This is a genomic window from Gemmatimonadaceae bacterium (genome assembly GCA_036273715.1).
Classification (GTDB): Bacteria; Gemmatimonadota; Gemmatimonadetes; order Gemmatimonadales; family Gemmatimonadaceae; genus JADGGM01.
In genome coordinates, this window is record DASUHB010000050.1 from 56,075 (window position 1) to 73,908 (window position 17,834).

At 66.1% G+C, this 17,834-nt stretch carries 18 protein-coding genes; 13 read left to right on the plus strand and 5 right to left on the minus strand.

What is annotated here, in order from left to right:
- Genes VFW04_11120 through VFW04_11130 form a run of 3 tightly spaced genes read left to right on the plus strand, consistent with a single transcriptional unit; the run spans position 1 to position 3,079 of the window.
- Positions 1-936 (plus strand): ABC transporter permease, encoded by a 936-nt coding sequence (locus tag VFW04_11120; protein ID HEX5179875.1) that lies wholly within the window; start codon positions 1-3, stop codon positions 934-936.
- On the plus strand, positions 936-1,976 hold the full coding sequence (locus tag VFW04_11125) for an ABC transporter ATP-binding protein (GenBank protein ID HEX5179876.1): 1,041 nt from the start codon (positions 936-938) through the stop codon (positions 1,974-1,976). The genes VFW04_11120 and VFW04_11125 overlap by 1 nt, the downstream gene beginning before the upstream one ends.
- Positions 1,973-3,079, plus strand: coding sequence for an ABC transporter ATP-binding protein (locus tag VFW04_11130; GenBank protein ID HEX5179877.1), 1,107 nt, complete (start codon positions 1,973-1,975; stop codon positions 3,077-3,079). Before VFW04_11125 ends, VFW04_11130 begins: the two co-directional genes overlap by 4 nt.
- Positions 3,080-3,095: 16 nt before the next feature.
- Here VFW04_11130 and VFW04_11135 read toward each other — a convergent pair whose 3' ends face one another.
- From VFW04_11135 to VFW04_11145, 3 genes are all read right to left on the minus strand, one after another.
- Positions 3,096-4,811, minus strand: coding sequence for a hypothetical protein (locus tag VFW04_11135; GenBank protein ID HEX5179878.1), 1,716 nt, complete (start codon positions 4,809-4,811; stop codon positions 3,096-3,098).
- Between the two features lie 20 nt (positions 4,812-4,831).
- Positions 4,832-5,314: a hypothetical protein gene (locus VFW04_11140; GenBank protein ID HEX5179879.1), complete on the minus strand. Its 483-nt coding sequence runs from the start codon at positions 5,312-5,314 to the stop codon at positions 4,832-4,834.
- A gap of 118 nt (positions 5,315-5,432) precedes the next feature.
- Positions 5,433-5,597, minus strand: a complete 165-nt coding sequence (locus VFW04_11145; GenBank protein HEX5179880.1) for a zinc ribbon domain-containing protein — start codon at positions 5,595-5,597, stop codon at positions 5,433-5,435.
- Positions 5,598-5,645: 48 nt separating this feature from the next.
- Here VFW04_11145 and VFW04_11150 point away from each other — a divergent pair, with 48 nt between their 5' ends.
- Complete coding sequence (locus VFW04_11150; GenBank protein ID HEX5179881.1) at positions 5,646-6,509, plus strand: gamma-glutamyl-gamma-aminobutyrate hydrolase family protein; 864 nt, start codon at positions 5,646-5,648, stop codon at positions 6,507-6,509.
- Positions 6,510-6,542: 33 nt separating this feature from the next.
- Here VFW04_11150 and VFW04_11155 read toward each other — a convergent pair whose 3' ends face one another.
- Positions 6,543-7,286: a hypothetical protein gene (locus VFW04_11155; GenBank protein ID HEX5179882.1), complete on the minus strand. Its 744-nt coding sequence runs from the start codon at positions 7,284-7,286 to the stop codon at positions 6,543-6,545.
- A gap of 281 nt (positions 7,287-7,567) precedes the next feature.
- On the opposite strand from VFW04_11155, the gene VFW04_11160 reads away from it, so the two are divergent.
- Genes VFW04_11160 through VFW04_11170 form a run of 3 tightly spaced genes read left to right on the plus strand, consistent with a single transcriptional unit; the run spans position 7,568 to position 10,115 of the window.
- Positions 7,568-8,317: a glycosyltransferase family 2 protein gene (locus VFW04_11160; GenBank protein HEX5179883.1), complete on the plus strand. Its 750-nt coding sequence runs from the start codon at positions 7,568-7,570 to the stop codon at positions 8,315-8,317.
- Positions 8,314-9,147: a DUF3108 domain-containing protein gene (locus VFW04_11165; GenBank protein HEX5179884.1), complete on the plus strand. Its 834-nt coding sequence runs from the start codon at positions 8,314-8,316 to the stop codon at positions 9,145-9,147. The genes VFW04_11160 and VFW04_11165 overlap by 4 nt, the downstream gene beginning before the upstream one ends.
- Complete coding sequence (locus tag VFW04_11170) at positions 9,144-10,115, plus strand: hypothetical protein (GenBank protein ID HEX5179885.1); 972 nt, start codon at positions 9,144-9,146, stop codon at positions 10,113-10,115. Before VFW04_11165 ends, VFW04_11170 begins: the two co-directional genes overlap by 4 nt.
- A gap of 58 nt (positions 10,116-10,173) precedes the next feature.
- Here VFW04_11170 and VFW04_11175 read toward each other — a convergent pair whose 3' ends face one another.
- Positions 10,174-10,389: a hypothetical protein gene (locus VFW04_11175; protein HEX5179886.1), complete on the minus strand. Its 216-nt coding sequence runs from the start codon at positions 10,387-10,389 to the stop codon at positions 10,174-10,176.
- 102 nt (positions 10,390-10,491) lie between these two features.
- Between VFW04_11175 and VFW04_11180 the strand changes: the two genes are divergently transcribed.
- The 6 genes from VFW04_11180 (at position 10,492) to lpdA (ending at position 17,827) form a co-directional block, all read left to right on the plus strand.
- Complete coding sequence (locus tag VFW04_11180) at positions 10,492-11,622, plus strand: FAD-dependent oxidoreductase (protein ID HEX5179887.1); 1,131 nt, start codon at positions 10,492-10,494, stop codon at positions 11,620-11,622.
- A 133-nt stretch (positions 11,623-11,755) separates the two neighbouring features.
- Positions 11,756-12,664, plus strand: a complete 909-nt coding sequence (gene lipA / locus VFW04_11185; protein HEX5179888.1) for a lipoyl synthase — start codon at positions 11,756-11,758, stop codon at positions 12,662-12,664.
- A gap of 66 nt (positions 12,665-12,730) precedes the next feature.
- Positions 12,731-13,780: a pyruvate dehydrogenase (acetyl-transferring) E1 component subunit alpha gene (pdhA, locus tag VFW04_11190; protein HEX5179889.1), complete on the plus strand. Its 1,050-nt coding sequence runs from the start codon at positions 12,731-12,733 to the stop codon at positions 13,778-13,780.
- 3 nt (positions 13,781-13,783) lie between these two features.
- Positions 13,784-14,767, plus strand: a complete 984-nt coding sequence (locus VFW04_11195; protein HEX5179890.1) for a pyruvate dehydrogenase complex E1 component subunit beta — start codon at positions 13,784-13,786, stop codon at positions 14,765-14,767.
- Positions 14,768-14,797: 30 nt separating this feature from the next.
- The gene (locus VFW04_11200) at positions 14,798-16,147 is read left to right on the plus strand and encodes a dihydrolipoamide acetyltransferase family protein (protein ID HEX5179891.1); all 1,350 of its coding nucleotides are present in this window, start codon (positions 14,798-14,800) and stop codon (positions 16,145-16,147) included.
- 273 nt (positions 16,148-16,420) lie between these two features.
- Entirely contained in the window at positions 16,421-17,827 is a 1,407-nt protein-coding gene (gene lpdA / locus VFW04_11205; GenBank protein HEX5179892.1) for a dihydrolipoyl dehydrogenase, read from the plus strand.
- Positions 17,828-17,834: the final 7 nt, after the last annotated feature.

The following is a 17,834-nucleotide window of genomic DNA, read 5'->3' on the forward strand; positions in this document are numbered from 1 at the left end:
GTGCACACGCTCGTCTGGATCGCGGCCGCGGTGCTCACGACGCTCGTGTGCGGCGCCGTCGCACGCGCTGGAGACGGCGAGAGCGGCTCGCCCTGGCGCATCGCGGTCACACGGTTGTGCGACAACCGCGCCGCGTTCGCCGCGCTCTGCGTGATCGTCGCGCTGCTCGTGGTCGCCGTGCTGGCGCCGTGGCTCGCGCCGTATTCGCCGATCGCGCAGCCCGACATCGTGCGCCTCAAGGATCTGCCGCCCTCTCTCGCGCATCCTTTCGGCACCGACTTCGCGAGCCGCGATGTGTTCAGTCGGGCATTGTACGGAGCGCGCGTTTCGTTGAGCGTCGCGCTGCTCGCCATTGTCGTTTCGGCGTCGGTCGGCACCGCTTACGGCGCCATCGCCGGCTACCTTGGCGGCCGCGTCGACACCATCATGATGCGGCTCATCGACGCCGCGCTTTCCGTGCCGCGCATTCTGCTGCTCATCGCCGTGCTGGCGTTGTGGGCGCCGGTGCCGCTTCCCGTGCTCATCCTTCTGTTAGGCCTCACGGGCTGGTTCGGGGTCAGCCGCGTCGTGCGCGCGCAGGTGCTCTCTCTCCGCGAACGCGACATGGTCGTCGCCGCGCGCGCGTTGGGCGCGAGCGACCGCGAGATCCTCTGGCGCCACATTCTGCCCAACGTCATGTCGCCGGTCATCGTCTCGATCACGCTCGGCATCGCCAACGTGTTGATCGTCGAGGCGGGACTCTCGTACCTCGGTGTCGGCGTGCGCCCGCCATCGGCGAGCTGGGGCAACATGATTCTCGACGGCGCCGACGAAATCGCATCGTTGTGGTGGATCTCGACGTTTCCGGGATTGGCCATCGTGATTACCGTGATGGCATTCAATCTGCTCGGCGACGGCTTGCGCGACGCGCTGGACCCGCGTCAGGTTGACGGGTGATGACGAGCCCCGCCCCGGCGCCCCTGCTGTCCGTGCGCGATCTGTCCACCTGGTTTCACACCGGTGCGCACATCGTGGCCCGCGCCGTGGACGGTGTGTCGTTCGACGTGATGCCGCACGAGACCGTTGGCCTCGTCGGCGAATCAGGCTGCGGCAAGTCTGTGACGTCGCTCTCGATACTCCGGCTCATCGAGCGCCCCGGCCGCATCGAGCCCGGAAGCCGCATCGAGTTCGAGGGACGCGACCTGCTGTCCCTCGACGATCGCGCGATTCGCGCCATTCGCGGCAATCGCATTTCGATGATCTTCCAGGAGCCGATGACGTCGCTCAACCCGGTGTTCACGGTAGGCGACCAGATCGCCGAGGTCGCGCGCGTGCACGCCAACGTATCGCGACGCGAGGCCTGGGACCGCGCCGTCGACATGCTGCAGCAAGTAGGAGTTCCCGCACCGGCCGAGCGCGCGCGCGAGTACCCGCACCAGTTGTCGGGCGGGTTGCGCCAGCGCGCGATGATCGCGATGGCGCTCATGATGCACCCAGCGCTGCTCATCGCCGATGAACCGACGACGGCGCTCGACGTGACGATCCAGGCGCAGATTCTCGAGCTGCTCGCCGAGTTACAGTCGCGGGTCGGCATGTCGATCCTGCTCATCACACACGACCTCGGCGTGATCGCCGAGTCCGCGTCGCGCGTCCTCGTGATGTATGCCGGTCAGATCGTGGAAGAGGCGCCGGTGCGAACCTTGTTTGCGGCAGCGCACCACCCATACACCGAGGGGTTGTTGAGCGCGATGCCGCGAATGGGCGAGCGCCGTGAACGCCTAACCGTGATTCCCGGCACCGTGCCGTCGCCGACCGACTGGCCGGCTGGATGCCGGTTTCACGATCGCTGCGCGTACGCGTGGGAGCGCTGCCGTGTCGAGCCGCCGCCGCTGTACCAGATCGGCGCGACCCACGTCTCAAGGTGCCACCTGGCTGACGAACCGAACCGCCGTCACGCAGCCGGCGCCCCAGCCGGCGGAGCGGCGTCGCAGCCGTGACGGCGCCTAACGCAGAAACGGTGCGACCCGATCAGGACGCGCGGTCGCCGGCGCCCTTGCTCACCGTACGCGATCTCGTCAAACACTTCCCCATCACCAGGGGCGTGTTCCGGCGGCACGTCGGCGCCGTACGGGCAGTGGACGGCATTTCACTCGACGTCTTCCCCGGTGAGACCCTCGCGCTGGTCGGCGAGTCGGGGTGCGGCAAGACCACCGCCGGCCGCTCGATCCTGCGCCTCATCGAACCCACCGCGGGCGACATTCGATTCGACGGCGTGGATGTGCGCGCGCTCGGCGCAGCAGCGCTGCGGCGGCTCCGCCGTCAGATGCAGATCATCTTCCAGGACCCGTTCTCGTCGCTCAACCCGCGCATGACCGTGGGGGCGATCGTCCGCGAAGGCCTGACGATTCACAAGCTGGCCGAAGGTCAGGCGGCCAACGCGCGCGTCCACGAATTGCTCGACGAAGTCGGCCTGCGCGCGGACGTCGCCTCGCGCTACCCGCACGAATTCTCAGGTGGTCAACGCCAGCGCATCGGCATCGCGCGCGCGCTCGCCGTCGAGCCGCGCTTCATCGTCTGCGATGAGCCCGTGAGCGCCCTCGATGTCTCGGTGCAGGCACAGGTGATCAACCTGCTCGAGGATCTGCAGCGCCAGCACCGCCTCGCCTACCTGTTCATCGCGCACGATCTCTCGGTGGTGGAGCACATTTCCGATCGCGTCGCGGTGATGTACTTGGGACACATCGTGGAGCTGGCGGACGCCGTCGCGCTCTATCGCGAGCCGATCATGCCGTACACGCAGGCGCTGCTCTCGGCTGTTCCGGTGCCGGACCCCACGCGCGAGCGCCAGCGGATCATTCTCAGCGGCGACGTACCATCGCCGGCCAATCCGCCCACCGGCTGTCCGTTTCATCCGCGCTGTCCGCATCCGCGCAAAGACGAGGCGTGCACCCGCCTCGTGCCGCCGCTGGAAGAAAAAGCGCCGGGCCACTTCGCCGCGTGCATCAAGCAGCCACCGACCGCCGTATCGTGGGCCGAGCAGCAGGCGGCCGGGGGCACCAGCCCGCCGGAGCGGGTGATGCTCGCGTCGCCGGCTGCCTAACGACGCCGCGCCGGCGTCACGGCCACGTGAATACGCTCGACGGCGCAACGAGCTCACGGCTGAACCGGATGTCGCGCGGCTCGTGCGCGAACAGGTGGCTCGCGTTGAGCACGCTGAGCCGCACCTCCCACTTGGCGTGCGCGTCGTGGTTCACCGGCAGCGCCAGATCCAACCGCCACGTCTGCTGCGATCCCGGCGGAAACGCGCCGAGAATGCCGACGCCGACGCCGGTTTTGAGCGGCGTCGTGACGCCGAACGGCGCGTCGCCGGCCCATACGCGCCCCGCATCGGCGAAGAACGCGAGGCCGATGGCAGCCTGGTCGCGCACGCGGCCCATGAACCACCGGTCCTCGATCCGCGCCACGCCGCGCCGCGCCCCGGCGTCCTGAGAATTCAGGTACCCGCGCACGCCGCCGTCCACTTCGCCTAACGAAAGCTGGAACGGCACGCGCTGGTCCCACCCGCTGCCCCAGTCGATGGTGCCTACGAGCGTGTGGTTCGCCGTGATGCGGTGGTACGCCATGAGCCGCGCGCTGGCCAGAAGGCCATCCCACCCGTGGCTGCGATAATCTTGCCGGCCTTCCGCCGTCGCCGTCATATAGCCAAATGTCGTGGGCGTGCCCAAGCCGACGTACACTCCGCTCGCCAGGAACAAGTCGTCATCGCGGCCATCGAGAATCCGCACGCCGCGGCCGAGCAAATTGCCTAACTGAAAGCCGACGCGGACGTCCTGGGTGGCCTCGAGCGCGTCGAAATGCTGCACCGGCAGGAAGCTGAGACTCCGCAATCCCCAGAGCACGTTGATGCGCGTGTTGCGCCGCATCGGATACCGCGCGAGCAGGGTGTCGTAATTCACCGTCGACTCGGGCACCGGCGGCAACCCGATGTTGTCCACTTCGTGCGAAACCGAAAAGCCCAACAGACTCAATTTCCGGCCACCGCCGATGCGCACCACGCCGCCGACATCGCCGAATTTCCGATCGATCGCCACCGGCACGGGGTCGAGATCGCTGCGATCGAATCCGAACACGTCGCTCCGATCTTCGCCGATCACGCGCCACGCGATGCGCTGCAGGTCCGTGATGAACGGGTGGCTCAGGTCCATCAACAGGTTGCTCTGGCCGAGATCGAAGCGTTCGGCGGCGACGTTGAAGTGCCACGGATGTCCCCAGAACTGGTAATCCGTGTATCGGACGCCGTAGGTGTCGCGGAACTGTCCCTCGGCCCACTCGACCTGGACGGATCGGCCGCCGCCCAAAAAATTGCCTTCGCCCACGCGGAGCGACGTGATCCAGGGGCTGTGGCTCGCGGTGCCTAACGCAAGGATCGGCGTGAATTCATCGGTGGTCTCGGCCAGCAGAATCACGCCGCCCGCGCCGTCGTCGTAGGTGCCGATGTGCGCCTGCGCGATGAAGGGCTGCGCGCGCAGAATGCGTTCGGACTCGGCGATCTCGGCGGCGTTGCACGACATGCCCGGCTGCAGCAGGATGAATCGCTGCACCACCTGCGGCTTCGTGTTGGCATGGATCGAGGAGAGGATGCCGAGCGGCGTCGTCCACCACTTGCCGTTGCGCGGATAGTACGGCGGCCGCGTCTGGACCTCGATTTCCGAGATGCGCTGGCCCGCACACGCCACTTCCCGTCCCGCGACCTGGGCCGCTGCCGGCCGGCCCCAAGCCCCCATGGCCGCCGCCACCGCGCCGACGCCTAACGCAACACGGCAGATCGGCATGCGGCGCCCGGCGCCCGGGCTCAGCGGCCCATGCGGCGCTTCAGCTCCTCGAGCCGCCGCTCCGCGTCCGCCTCGCGCGCCGACCGGTCGGCCGCCCGTCGCAGTCCGGCGAGGTCCGCGTCCAACGAAGCATCCGCGGATTCCGAAGGAGAACTGCTCGCCGACGATGGCGACGGGCCGCCCACGCCAGGCAGCCCCGCACCCGACGCCATCGAGTGAAACTGCTCCGTCATCTCCGCCAACTCCTGCTCCGCCAACGCCAATTCGGATGTCTGCGCTTGGAGCTTTCGCTCCAGCATCGCGATCCGGTCCTGGTGCTTGGTCGCATAGCGCTCAGCGAGACGCACCGTCTCCGCATCGTGGATGTCCGCCGCCATCTTCCCTCGACGCCGCGCCGTCTCCAACTCGGTCTGCTCGTGCTCGAGCTGCGCACGCGTCATCCCGATCGCCGCGCGGACCTCCGAAACGCCGACCTTCGCTTCCACCAATGCTTCGCGCATCATCGCAAGAACCGCGCGCCCTTCCCCAGGAGAGGACGCGCGGCTCATCGCGTCGCGCCAGGCTTGTCTCATATTCTCGAACATGGCGTCCGTCCTCGACGCCCAACGGAAAAGTCCGCCATCACGATTTGCGTGGCGTCTTGGCGTAGAACTCGCTCATCCGCAGCTCCACGTCCTGCGATCGGCACTTGGGACACGTGACGTCGGCGTGGCCATGCTGCGAAATCGACTCGCGCACCGAGAACGTCGATCGGCACGCGCGGCATTGATATTCGTACGTTGGCATACGGCACCCTCGCGAAGATGCTGGCTGTCCAGTTACGATACGAATCGCTTGGTCGCGCGCGCAACCCATATCGCATCTTCTATATCCTCACGCATGTCACGATCCGATCCGGCCGCCTCCATCATCGCCGCCATCGCCGTCCCCGCTGGAATGGCGCGCATCGCGATCTCGGCTACCGCGCGCACCGATGATCACCGACGACGCGTTCGGCTCAACGCGGCGTACGTCGACGCCATCGAGCGAGCAGGAGCGGTGCCATTGGTCGTGCCGCCGCTCGCCAGCATCGCCCACGCCGCTGCAGTCATTGACGTCTGCGACGGACTCGTGCTCACGGGCGGCGAAGACATCGATCCGGATCGTTACGGCTCGGCGCGCGACGCCACGGTCGAAGACACGAATCCCGAGCGCGATGCCACCGAGATCGCTCTGGTCGAGGCCGCACGGCTTAACCTGTGCCCAACATTTGCCATTTGCCGTGGCCTGCAATTGCTCAATGTCGCGCTCGGCGGCTCGCTCGTGCAGGACATCCCGAGTCAACGCCCCGGCTCGCTGAATCACGACCCGTCCGGCCCACGAACAGCGCGCGTGCACGAAGTTGACATCGAAGCCGGATCAGCGCTTGCCTGTACGCTTGGCTCTACCCGGCTGCGCGTGAACTCGTTCCACCATCAGGCAGCGGACCGGGTCGCCGAGGGACTGCGCGCGACGGCATGGGCGCCGGACGGGATCATCGAAGGCCTGGAGTGGCGCGGGTCTGACGGCTGGTGGGCGGTCGCCGTGCAGTGGCATCCGGAGGAATTGGTCATCGGTCCGGAGCCCGCACCGGATGCGAACCTGTTTACGGAGTTCGTGCGCCGAGCAGCCGCGTCCAGACCGGATTCCCGCCGCGCGAGTTTTCCGCCAGACGCCTAACTGTTCGGCGGGGTCCGGATCGCGTGCACGTCCTCAGCTCACATGCCGCCAGCGAAATTCATCCTTCACCTGGCGCATCAGCCGTTCGGGCGTGTGCAGCGTGGGGAAGAACACGCTGTCGCTCATCTCGTTGAGCGCCACGCGGATGACCGCAAATCGAGCCGCCGCTTCGCGGAACAACACGTCCAGCCCATGCTCGTGCGCCAGGCGATGGTCCGCGGCCAGCTGGAAGCCGCGCCGTCCCAGCTCCTCGTAGTACTCGAGGTCGGGGCCGCCCCGCCGCCAGCGGCGCTGCTCGATGCGGTCCGGAAAGAGTCCGCTCAGCCACAGCGCGTAGTTGCCGAGATGCTGCCTAACGAGAAAACTGCGGCGCACATCGCCGTCGTTCACATCATCGAGTAGCGCGGCGAGCGTGTCGTATTCCTGGTCGTCGTGTTCGTCGATGCGCGTCGCCCGGCTCCGGGCGCCGAAATGGAGCACGATGGCCGCCACGTAGTCGGCGAGCGCGCGGTCGCCTTCGCCGGCGCGCCGCAGCGCCTGCCGGACGATCACGTAACAGAAGAGCGGCCACGACGCGCGCATGCCTAACCGCGACGGACCCTCCAACAACGCCGCGAGCAGCCGCGGATCGTCCAGGAGCGCGTCGACACCGTGCTCCCGTAAGGCATCTTCCGCTTCCTCGAGCGCGGCGCGCGAAGATTGGCCAATCAGCCGGAGCGCCAGTTGCGCGTCATCGCGCGTGAGCGAAGCCCGAACGTTGCCGAGAATCATCTTCACCCTCCGATGGATCTCGTGTATGTCATACACCTGTTCGCACGGCGCGGGCCGCGGGGCCGTCCTTGTGTGACGACTTACTGGCACGCGGGCAATTCGGCCGGTCCACCTGCACGGCGGCACTCCGCGCCCGAGAGTGCCAGCGTGATGCGGAACACACTCGCCGTCCTTTGCATTTCCTAAGAAGCCGGGGCATCTTGCGCCGTCGCCCTCGTGCTCCGATGCCGAATGGCCGTGCGAATGGGAACCGCACGGGCTGCTTCGCGGTATGATTCATACAGACCATGCTCTACATCTGCATCCCGGCGTTCGACGAAGCGCCCACCATTGGCTTGCTGCTCTGGCGCATCCGCAAGGTGCTGGAGGAGCATCCGCGCGAATACGAATTGATCGTGCTCGACGATGGCAGCACCGACGCCACCGCCGACACGCTCAAACCGTATGCCGACGTGTTGCCGCTCACGATCCTTCGGAATGATCAGTGTCGCGGCTACGCGAGTGCGCTCGACACGTTAGCCCGCACGGCCGCCAAGCGGACGCGGTATCCACGCCGTGACGCCGCCATCTTCATGCAAGGCGACTTCACCGACCAACCGGAGCACCTGCCGGAGCTGATCAAGCGCTTCGAGGGCGGAGCCGATGTGGTCATCGCGGAGCAGCCGCCATCGCCGCGCGTCCCCGTGGCAGTGCGCCGCCTGCGGCTCCTCGCGCCGTGGGTCGTTCGGCCGTTCCTCAAGGTGGCCGGAGTCACCGATCCATTCGGCACGTTTCGTCTGTTCCGCATCTCGGTCCTGCGCGATGTCATTCGCGACGCCGGGGATGCGCCGATCGTGCAGTGGAGCGGTTGGGCGGCCAACGTCGAACTGTTAGTCAAGACGACCCGCCTGGCGCGTCGCGTGGAAACCGTCACGCTGGATGCGCGATACGATCTGCGACCACGCGCGTCGCGCGTTCGGCCGCTCGCGGCGGCGTTGGACCTCTACCGCTTCGGTTGGGCAAGTCGGCGCCGTCGCGCGACGAGCCCGTCGACATGACAATGCGGGCCGTGCGACTCCCGCGCCGCACCGCGACGATCGGTGCGGCACTCGGCGCTTGCGCCTTGATCGCCGCGGCGGCGGCGGCGCAGCCGACGTCGCCCGCCGCGACGCAACCGGCGCCATCCGCGGCGCGCAGCGACTCCACACCGCGTCCATTCGGCGTCGGCGAAAAATTGACGTACTCGGTGGCCGTTGGCGGAGCAAAAGTCGGCAGCGGCGACATGCACATCGTCGGCATCGACACCGTGGACGGACATCCGACCTATCACTCGCTGTTCACCGTCGATGGCGGCTTCCTGATGTTCAAGGTGCACGACGTGCTCGAAAGCTGGTTCGATACCGCGACTCTCTCGTCGCGCCGATTCGTCCAGAAAATTCACGAAGTGAATTACGAAAAGCAGCGGAGCTACCAGATCTGGCCCGAAAAGTCCCAGATGCAGCAACAGGGCTATCCGGTGATGCCGAGCGTTCCGAATCCGTTGGATGACGGGTCGTTCCTTTACTTTGTGCGTACGCTGCCGCTCGAGGTTGGAAAGACGTACACGTTCAACCGCTATTTCCGCCCCGAGAAGAACCCGGTGATCGTGAAGGTGCTGCGGAAGGAGCGCGTCACGGTACCGGCCGGCACCTTCGACGCAATCGTCATCCAACCGATCATCAAGTCGCAGGGATTGTTCTCCGAGGGCGGCGAAGCCCAGATCTGGCTGAGCGACGATCCGCGGCACATTGTTGTGCAGATGAAAGCCAAAGTGCCCGTGTTGAGAACCCTCGATCTGTACCTGCAATCGTACCAGCCGCCGATCACGGAGACCGCGGAGGACCGGTGAAGCGTGAGGCCGACTTGTCGGCCGTCCGCACCGTTCCGATCGCACGCCGGCCCAACAAAGTGCGCGCCGAGGAGTTCGCGGCGCCGCCCCGTTCAGGCGCCGGCGTGGAGCGTTCATTCGCGACGTTTCTCCAATCGCTGCCGGATGTACTCGTCGCGCGCGACTTTCGTCGCGTGATCGATGCCATCGTCGCGGCCACTGGGCGCCGCGGCGTGATCGTAATGATCGGCGGCCACGTGATAAAGACCGGGCTCGCGCCGCTGCTGCTCGACCTCATGCGCCGTCACGTCATCACGCACCTGGCGATGAACGGATCGGCCGCCATCCATGATTACGAGATCGCGCGCTGGGGAGGAACGTCGGAAGATGTGGCCGCCGGGCTCCGCGACGGCACGTTCGGCATGGCCGATGAAACCGGCCGCGGCATGAACGACGCCTTTGCGTTAGGCATGGAGCACGGCTGGGGCATGGGAGAAGCGCTCGGACGTGCGCTGGCCGGCGAGCCCGCCCTCGCCCACCCGGAATTGTCCGTGCTGCTGGGCGCGCACAGTCTGGGCGTGCCGCTCACAGTGCACGCCGCCATCGGGGCCGAAATCATCCATCAGCATCCGGCTGCCAGCGGCGCCGCCATCGGCGACACCAGCCACCGCGACTTTCGGCGGTTGGCAGCATCCGTGTCGGCCGTACACGACGGCGGGGTCGTGCTCAACATCGGCAGCGCCGTGGTGATGCCCGAAGTGTTCCTCAAGGCGCTCACGATTGCGCGCAATCTCGATCGCGGCCGCCCAACGAACTTCACGACTTGCGATCTCGACATGGCGCGCCACTATCGGCCGCGCGTGAACGTGGTGCAGCGCCCAACGCTCGAGGGCGGACAGGGCTTCGAAATCACCGGGCACCACGAGCTCATGGTGCCGATGTTGGTGTGGGGCGTCGTGGAGGGCTTGGAGCGCCGCGAGACAGTCTGACGGCGTACGGCCGGCGCAGCGCGCGATGCGCGCCGGCCGGCCTAAAGACTAACGGCGATCAGCCGTTGAACTTTTCGCGCAGCCGGCGCGCCGTTTCCGGACTGACGATGCGCACGACCAGATAGATCAGCGCGCCGACGATCGCGATCTTGAGCGCCAGGATCAACAGAAAGAACAAGATCCCAACCAGGCCGCCGAAAAAGCCGAAAACAAACTTGAGCGCGATCAGCCCGAGAATCGCCAATGCGCCGATGGAAAAGATGGTTCGCAGCATGATCGGAATCTCCACGAGTTCGACCGATGGCTCGGTCTCTGCGCACATTACGACCCGCGCCACAACGGGGTTTCAAGGTTCGGCGTTCTCTAGTCGAATAACATGACGTATCCAACTGAAGGCCACCCCGCCCTGCTGCGGGGGGGCGACGTAATCATCATCGGCGGCGGCCTGGTTGGCCTCGCCACCGGCGCCGCACTCGCGGCCCGTGGCGCCGACGTTTCCATCGTCGCCGATCACAACGCCGGCGAAGCGTCGCGCGCCGCCGCCGGCATGCTGGCGCCGAGTGTCGAGCGCGCCGAAGGTCCCGCGCATGCATTCGCACTCGCCGCGCGCGACCTGTATCCGAGTTACCTCGAAGCGCTGGCTGAAGTTACAGGCACCCTCGTTTCGCTGAACCGCGAAGGCATCCTCGAGCTGATGTTCGACGAACAACAAGCCCACGGCAAGCGGAGCACCCTCGCGTCGTTGGGCGGACAGTGGCTGACGTCCGAGGAGCTGCACTCGCTCGAACCAGCAATCGGCACTGCTGTCGGCGCTATCCTGTATCCGGGCGACGGCGCCGTGGACAATGTCGCGCTCTTGCGCGTTCTCCGCGAGATGGTCGAAGCCACCTCGAGCGTCACGGTGATCCACGATCGCGTCACGTCAATCGACCTCGAGAACGAGCGCCCGTGGGTCGAGCTCGCCTCCGGCCGGACGATGATTGCATCCAAGCTGGTGCTCGCTGCCGGCGCTTGGTCGCCGGGGGTGGACGGCCTCCCTCGAAGCATTCCGATCGAGCCGGTCCGCGGCCAGATGATGTCGTTTGGCGCAACTCCCGTTCGCCACGTGACGTACGCAGGCCATGGCTACGTGGTGCCGAGGTCGAGCTCGCTGTCGGTGGTTGGGTCGACCATGGAACACGTGGGGTTTTCGACCGGGACGACGCCGGAGGGAATGCGCACGCTCACCGACGTAGCAAAGCGAGTGTCGCCGACATTGGGTGACGCGCGACCGCTCGAGCGGTGGAGCGGGCTCCGTCCGGTAACCCCGGACCTGCTCCCGATCCTGGGTCGCGACCCGGACTATCCGACACTCCTCTACGCCTGCGGCCACTCGCGGAACGGAATTCTCCTCGGACCGTTGACTGGAGAGTGCGTCGCGGCCCTGGCCTCGGGCGAGACGCCGAGCTTGGACCTGAGTCCGTTTTCGGTCGAGCGGTTCGAGGGATCCAGAGTAACCATCAAATAGTCAGTTTGATAGTGTCTGCACTTCCACGGACCTGTCCAAACGGGTAGGTTTGCCGAGCCCCGATCGTCGTATCTGACGCGCCGAATGCGGCTTGCGCGTCGGCCGGCGCAGACAGAACTGCATACCAAATCGAATGACGGATACGCTGTACCAGATCATGGGGCGCCATTCCGCTGCCCCCCTCCCGGATCGCAAACCACCGTGGCTCAAGGTGCGCGCTCCGGGCGGAGAGAATTACCAGCGCCTGGGCGCGCTCATGCGCGAACTTGGCTTGCATACCGTCTGCGAGGAAGCGCATTGCCCGAACGTCGGCGAATGCTGGGAGCATGGTACGGCCACGTTCATGATTCTCGGCGACGTCTGCACGCGAAATTGTGCGTACTGCGCGGTGTCGCACGGACGTCCGCCCGTGTACGACATCGAGGAGCCGTCGCGCGTCGCGGCGGCCGTCGAGCAAATGCAATTGCGACACGTCGTGATCACGTCGGTCGATCGCGACGACCTGCCCGACTTCGGCGCCGCCATCTTCGCCGAGACCATCCGCCAGATCAGACAGCGCTTGCCCGACTGCTCGGTCGAGGTGCTGGTGCCTGATTTTCAGGGCGATGAAGACGCGATTCAAACGGTTCTCGACGCAGAGCCGGACATCTACAATCACAACACCGAAACGGTGCCGCGGTTGTACAAGCGGTGCCGCCCCGGCGGCCGCTACGAACGGGTGCTGCGCATTTTCCGGTTCGTGAAAGCGATTGCTCCGCACATTCCGACCAAGACCGGCATCATCCTCGGCATGGGCGAGACCATTCCGGAGGTCGAGCACACGATGCGCGAGCTGCGGACCGTCGACGTCGACATTCTCACGCTCGGCCAGTACCTGCGTCCATCGGCCCAGCACATTCCGCTCGACCGCTACTACACGCCCGAGGAATTTCGGGCGCTGCGCGAGACGGGGCTCGCGATGGGCTATCGCCACGTCGAGTCCGGTCCGTTAGTCCGATCGAGTTATCACGCGTGGGAGCAGGTGCAGAGTCTCACGGCGTGAGCGCGTTCCAGCCGCGCCACCGCGCGGATCGGCCACACCGCTTCCCGTTTTTCGCCGCCGCCTCGAATGCCCAAGAAGAAGTCTGACTCGTCCGTCACTACCGCCGCGCCGCCGGCGCCCGGTCCCGCGCGCCTAACGGAACAGTCGGCTGCGCCAAGCCGCAAAGCCCTGCTCCGCGAGATGCTGCTCATCCGCCGGTTCGAGGAGCGGTGCGCCGAAGCCTACGCCCTGGGCAAGATCGGTGGATTCTGCCACCTCTACATCGGCCAGGAAGCCGTGGGTGTCGGCGCGATCTCGGCGCTGCGCGACGACGATTACGTGATCGGGAGCTATCGCGACCACGGCCAGGCGCTGGCCCGCGGTGTACCGCCGCGCGCGATCATGTCCGAGCTCTTCGGCCGCTCGGATGGATGCTCCAAGGGCAAGGGCGGCTCGATGCACCTGTTCGACCGCAACGTCAATTTCCTGGGCGGCCACGGCATCGTGGGCGGACACATTCCGCTCGCCACCGGCGTCGGGTTCGCGATCAAGTATCGCGGCGGCGATCAGGTGTGCCTCTGCTTTTTCGGTGAGGCGGCGGTCAACGGCGGCGCGTTCCACGAGGCGCTCAACATGGCGGCGCTGTGGAAGCTGCCGGTGATCTACCTCATCGAGAACAATCGCTACGGCATGGGCACCGCGCTGGAGCGGGCATCGGCCATCAACGACATCGCCGAGCGCGCCTGTTCGTACGACATGCCGAACGAAGTCGTGGACGGCCAGGAAGTGTTCGCCGTCCGCGAGGCAGTGATGCGCGCCGCCCAACGGGCGCGCAACGAGCATACGCCCACGCTCATCGAAGTGCGCACGTATCGCTTCATGGGGCACTCGATGTCCGACGCCGTGAGCGGCACCTACCGCACGAAGGAAGAGTTGGAAGAGCACATGAAGCGCGACCCGATCACCCTGCTGCGCGGCGAGATGGAACAGCACGGCGAGTGGTCCGACCAGGACATGTCCGCGCTGGACGATGAGATCAAAGGCATCGTTGAAGACGCGTGGAATTACGCCGACGCGAGCCCCGAGCCGGCGCTCGAGTCGCTCACAGAAGATGTGTACGTCAATGGTGAGTTGTAGACGATGCCGGTGATCACGTATCGGGACGCGCTCAACCAGGCGCTCCGCGAAGAGATGCAGCGCGACGACCGCGTCTTCATCATGGGTGAAGAGGTGGGCGTGTACCAGGGCGCGTACAAGGTGTCCAAGGGCATGCTGCAGGAATTCGGTGAAATGCGCGTGGTGGACACGCCGATCACCGAGCTGGGATTCGCGGGTGTGGGCGTCGGCGCCGCCATGGTGGGCCTGCGGCCGATCATCGAGTTCATGACCTGGAACTTCGCGCTGCTCGCTCTGGATCAGGTGGTGAACTCCGCCGCCAAGATGCTGTACATGTCGGGCGGGCAATACAGCATCCCGATCGTGTTCCGCGGGCCTAACGGAGCGGCGCTGCAGTTGTCGGCGCAGCACTCGCAGGCGTGGGAATCGTGGCTCGCGCACATCCCGGGTCTCAAAGTCGTCGCGCCGGGCACGCCCTACGACGCCAAGGGCCTGCTCAAGAGCGCCGTGCGCGACGACAATCCGGTGATCGTGCTCGAGGGCGAGATGCTCTACAACACCAAGGGCGAGGTGCCGGCGGAGGAATACGTCATTCCGATCGGGAAGGCCGCGCTCAAGCGCGAGGGCGATCACTGCTCGATCATCACGCACGGGAAAATGATTCTCGTCGCGCTGCAGGCCGCCGATCAGCTGACCAAGGAAGGCATTCGCGTCGACGTGCTCGATCTGCTGAGCCTTCGGCCGATGGATGTCGAAGCGATTGCGGCCACGGTCAAGAAAACCAATCGCGCCGTGGTGCTCGAAGAAGGCTGGGAGCTCGCCGGAATCGGCGCGCAGGTCGTCGATTACATTCAGCGCGAATGCTTCGACGATCTGGATGCGCCGGTGGTTCGCGTGCACCAGGCGGATGTGCCGATGCCGTATGCGAAGAACCTGGAGCGCGCGGCCAAGCCCGATTTGCCCAAGACAATCGCGGCCGTGAAACGGGTGATGTACCTCGAGCAGTAGCGGGGCGGCGACTCAAGCGCAGGGTGTGACATGGCAACAAAGGTAGTGATGGAAGCGCTCTCGCCCACGATGGAAGAAGGGCGCTTGGTGAAATGGGTGAAGAACGAGGGCGACACCGTCGCCAAGGGCGAGGTGTTGGCCGAAATCGAGACCGACAAAGCGGTGATGGAGCTGGTCGCGCGCGGCGAGGGCGTGCTGCGCAAGCGCCTGCTCGCCGAAGGTGAGACTGCTCCCGTTGGGCAGTTGGTGGGCGTGATTGCGACCGCCGACGAAGACATCGGATCGATCGTGGCCAGTGCGCCGGCCGCTGCTCCTGCATCGAGCGGCGCGGCCGCGCCATCGGCGGCCGAGTCACAAGCACCGGCCGCGAGGCAGGAAGCGCCGGCCGCCCCCGCGGTCGCCCGTCCGGCCGCGCCGTCCCCGACGCCGACAGCGTTAGGCACGCCCGGTCCCGACGTATCGGCGCCGCGCCCGCCGGAGGCGCCCCCGATCGCGCCGCCGGCCGTGCCGGAGGAGAACGGCGGCCGCCCGCGATCGTCGCCGCTCGCCCGCCGTCTCGCGTCCGACCGCGGCCTGGATCTGGGCCAGGTGCGGGGCAGCGGCCCCGGCGGACGCATCATCAAGCGCGACATCGAAGCGGCGATGGCCGCCGGTCCGGCGGCGGCGCCGTCGTCGACCCCACGTCGCGCGGCGGCAGGTGACTACGAGGATGTGCCGCTGACCCAGATCCGCAAGACCATCGCCCGCCGCCTAACGGAATCGATCGGGCCGATCCCGACGTTCTATCTCACGATGGAAGCCGATCTCACGCGCACGGCCGAGCTCCGCGAAGCGATGCTCGACGGCGGCGACGAGTTCAAGGTCTCGTTCAACGACATCATCGTCAAGGCGATCGCCACCGCGCTGGCGCGGCATCCCGAGGTGAACGCCCACTGGTTAGGCGACCGGGTCCGCCAGTTCAACCGCGTCCACCTCGGCATGGCCGTCGCGATCCCGGACGGACTCATCACCCCGGTGCTGTTCGACGCCGACCGGAAAGGACTCGGCGAACTCTCGCACGAAGCGCGCGAGCTCGCCGCGAAAGCACGCGACCGCAAGCTCACACCCGAGCAGTACACCGGCTCGACCTTCTCGGTCTCCAACCTCGGCATGTTCGGCATCGACCAATTCACGGCGATCATCAATCCGCCCGAAGCGGGCATCATCGCCGTCGGCGCGGTGGAGGACAAAGTCGTATCGCTCGCGGGGCAGATCGTGGTGCGCAAACGCGCGCGCTTCACGATGAGCTGCGACCATCGCGTTATCGACGGCGCGACCGGCGCGCGCTTCCTGCAGGACGTGCGGCGCATGCTCGAAAATTCATTGATGCTCGTGTACTAGACCGGCCGTCTATTTTTCGGGGTCGTCGGGATTTTCGGGAAACGTAGCTGGAAAAAAAATCGACTCAGGCCGGACGGGCAAAGTGCTACGCTCATGACGACGCGGACAAAGCAGGACACAACGGACAAAGCACCGATAAAAATCAGCTCACTCAGGAAAAGAGAAGACCGGCGCTTGTGATCCTTGACCCTGTGTTGGGGAATCCCGCACCGCCGCGCTTTCCGGAAATTCCCGAAGAACCACTTATCGCGCAACCTCGACCCTCGACCACACATGGCTTCGTACGACGTGATTTTCATCGGCGGCGGTCCCGCCGGATATGTGGGCGCAATCCGATGCGCCCAACTCGGCATGTCCACCGCGGTCGTCGAACGCGAGGGCTTGGGCGGCACGTGCGTGCTCTGGGGATGCATTCCCGCGAAAGCACTGCTCGAGAGCGCGGCGCTCGCCATGCACGTGCAACACGGCGAGTCGTTTGGCGTGAGTGCAGGCAGCGTGAAGCTCGACTACGGCGTCGCCATGAAACGGTCGCGCGCGGTGAGCCAGCAAAACTCCAAGGGCGTCGAGTTCCTGTTCAAGAAGCACAAGATCACCTGGATCAAAGGCACGGGGCGCATTGCGGGCAAGAAGAGCGTCGCCGTGAAAAACGCGGACGGGAAAGAAGAGTCGCACGAAGCGAAGAAGGCCATCGTGATTTCCACTGGCTCGCGCGTGCGCGGCCTGCCGCAGGCCGGGCTCGAGCTCAACAAGACCACGGTGCTCTCATCCGATGAAGTGCTCGTGCTCGAGCGCGCGCCGAAAACCCTCGCGGTCATCGGGGCCGGCGCGGTGGGCTGCGAGTTTGCCGACGTGTTCTCGGCGTTCGGCACGCAGGTGACGCTGATCGAAGTGCTGCCGACGCTCCTGCCGCTTGAAGACGGCGAGGTGTCAGCCGAGCTGGTTCGCAGTTTCAAGAAGCGCAAGATCGACGTCGTCACGGGCGCGAAGATCGGCTCGGCCAAAGTGGCCAAGGATTCGGTGGCGCTCACCATCGACGTCAAGGGCGAGAGCAAGTCGTTGACGGTGGAGAAAGTGCTGGTGGCCGCCGGTCGCGCGCCTAACGTTGAAAACATTGGCCTCAAGGAGGCCGGCGTGCAGCTCACCGAGCGCGGCTTCATCAAGATCGACGGCAAGATGGCGACGAGCGCCGAGGGCATCTATGCCATCGGCGACGTCGCGGGTCCGCCGATGCTCGCGCACAAGGGATCGCGCGAAGGCATCGTGTTCGCCGAGACGCTGGCCGGACTGCCGCACGTGCAGCCGGTGCCGTACGGCAACGTGCCTAACGCAACCTATTGCCACCCCGAGGTCGCATCGGTGGGCTCCACCGAGCAGCAGCTCAAGGACAAGAACATCGCCTACAAGGTGGGCAAATTCCCCTTCTCGGCGAACGGCCGCGCGCGCACGGCGGGCGAGACGGAGGGCTTCGTGAAGATTCTCGCCGACCCCAAGTACGGCGAGATTCTCGGCGCGCACATCATCGGCGCGCACGCCACGGAGCTGATCCACGAGCTGGTGGTCGCGCGTGAAAACGAGCTGACGATCGAGGAAGTGGATCTGGCCATCCACGCGCACCCGACGCTCTCCGAGGCGATCGCCGAAGCGACGCTGGATGCCATGGGCCGCGTGATCCACGCCTGACGTCAGG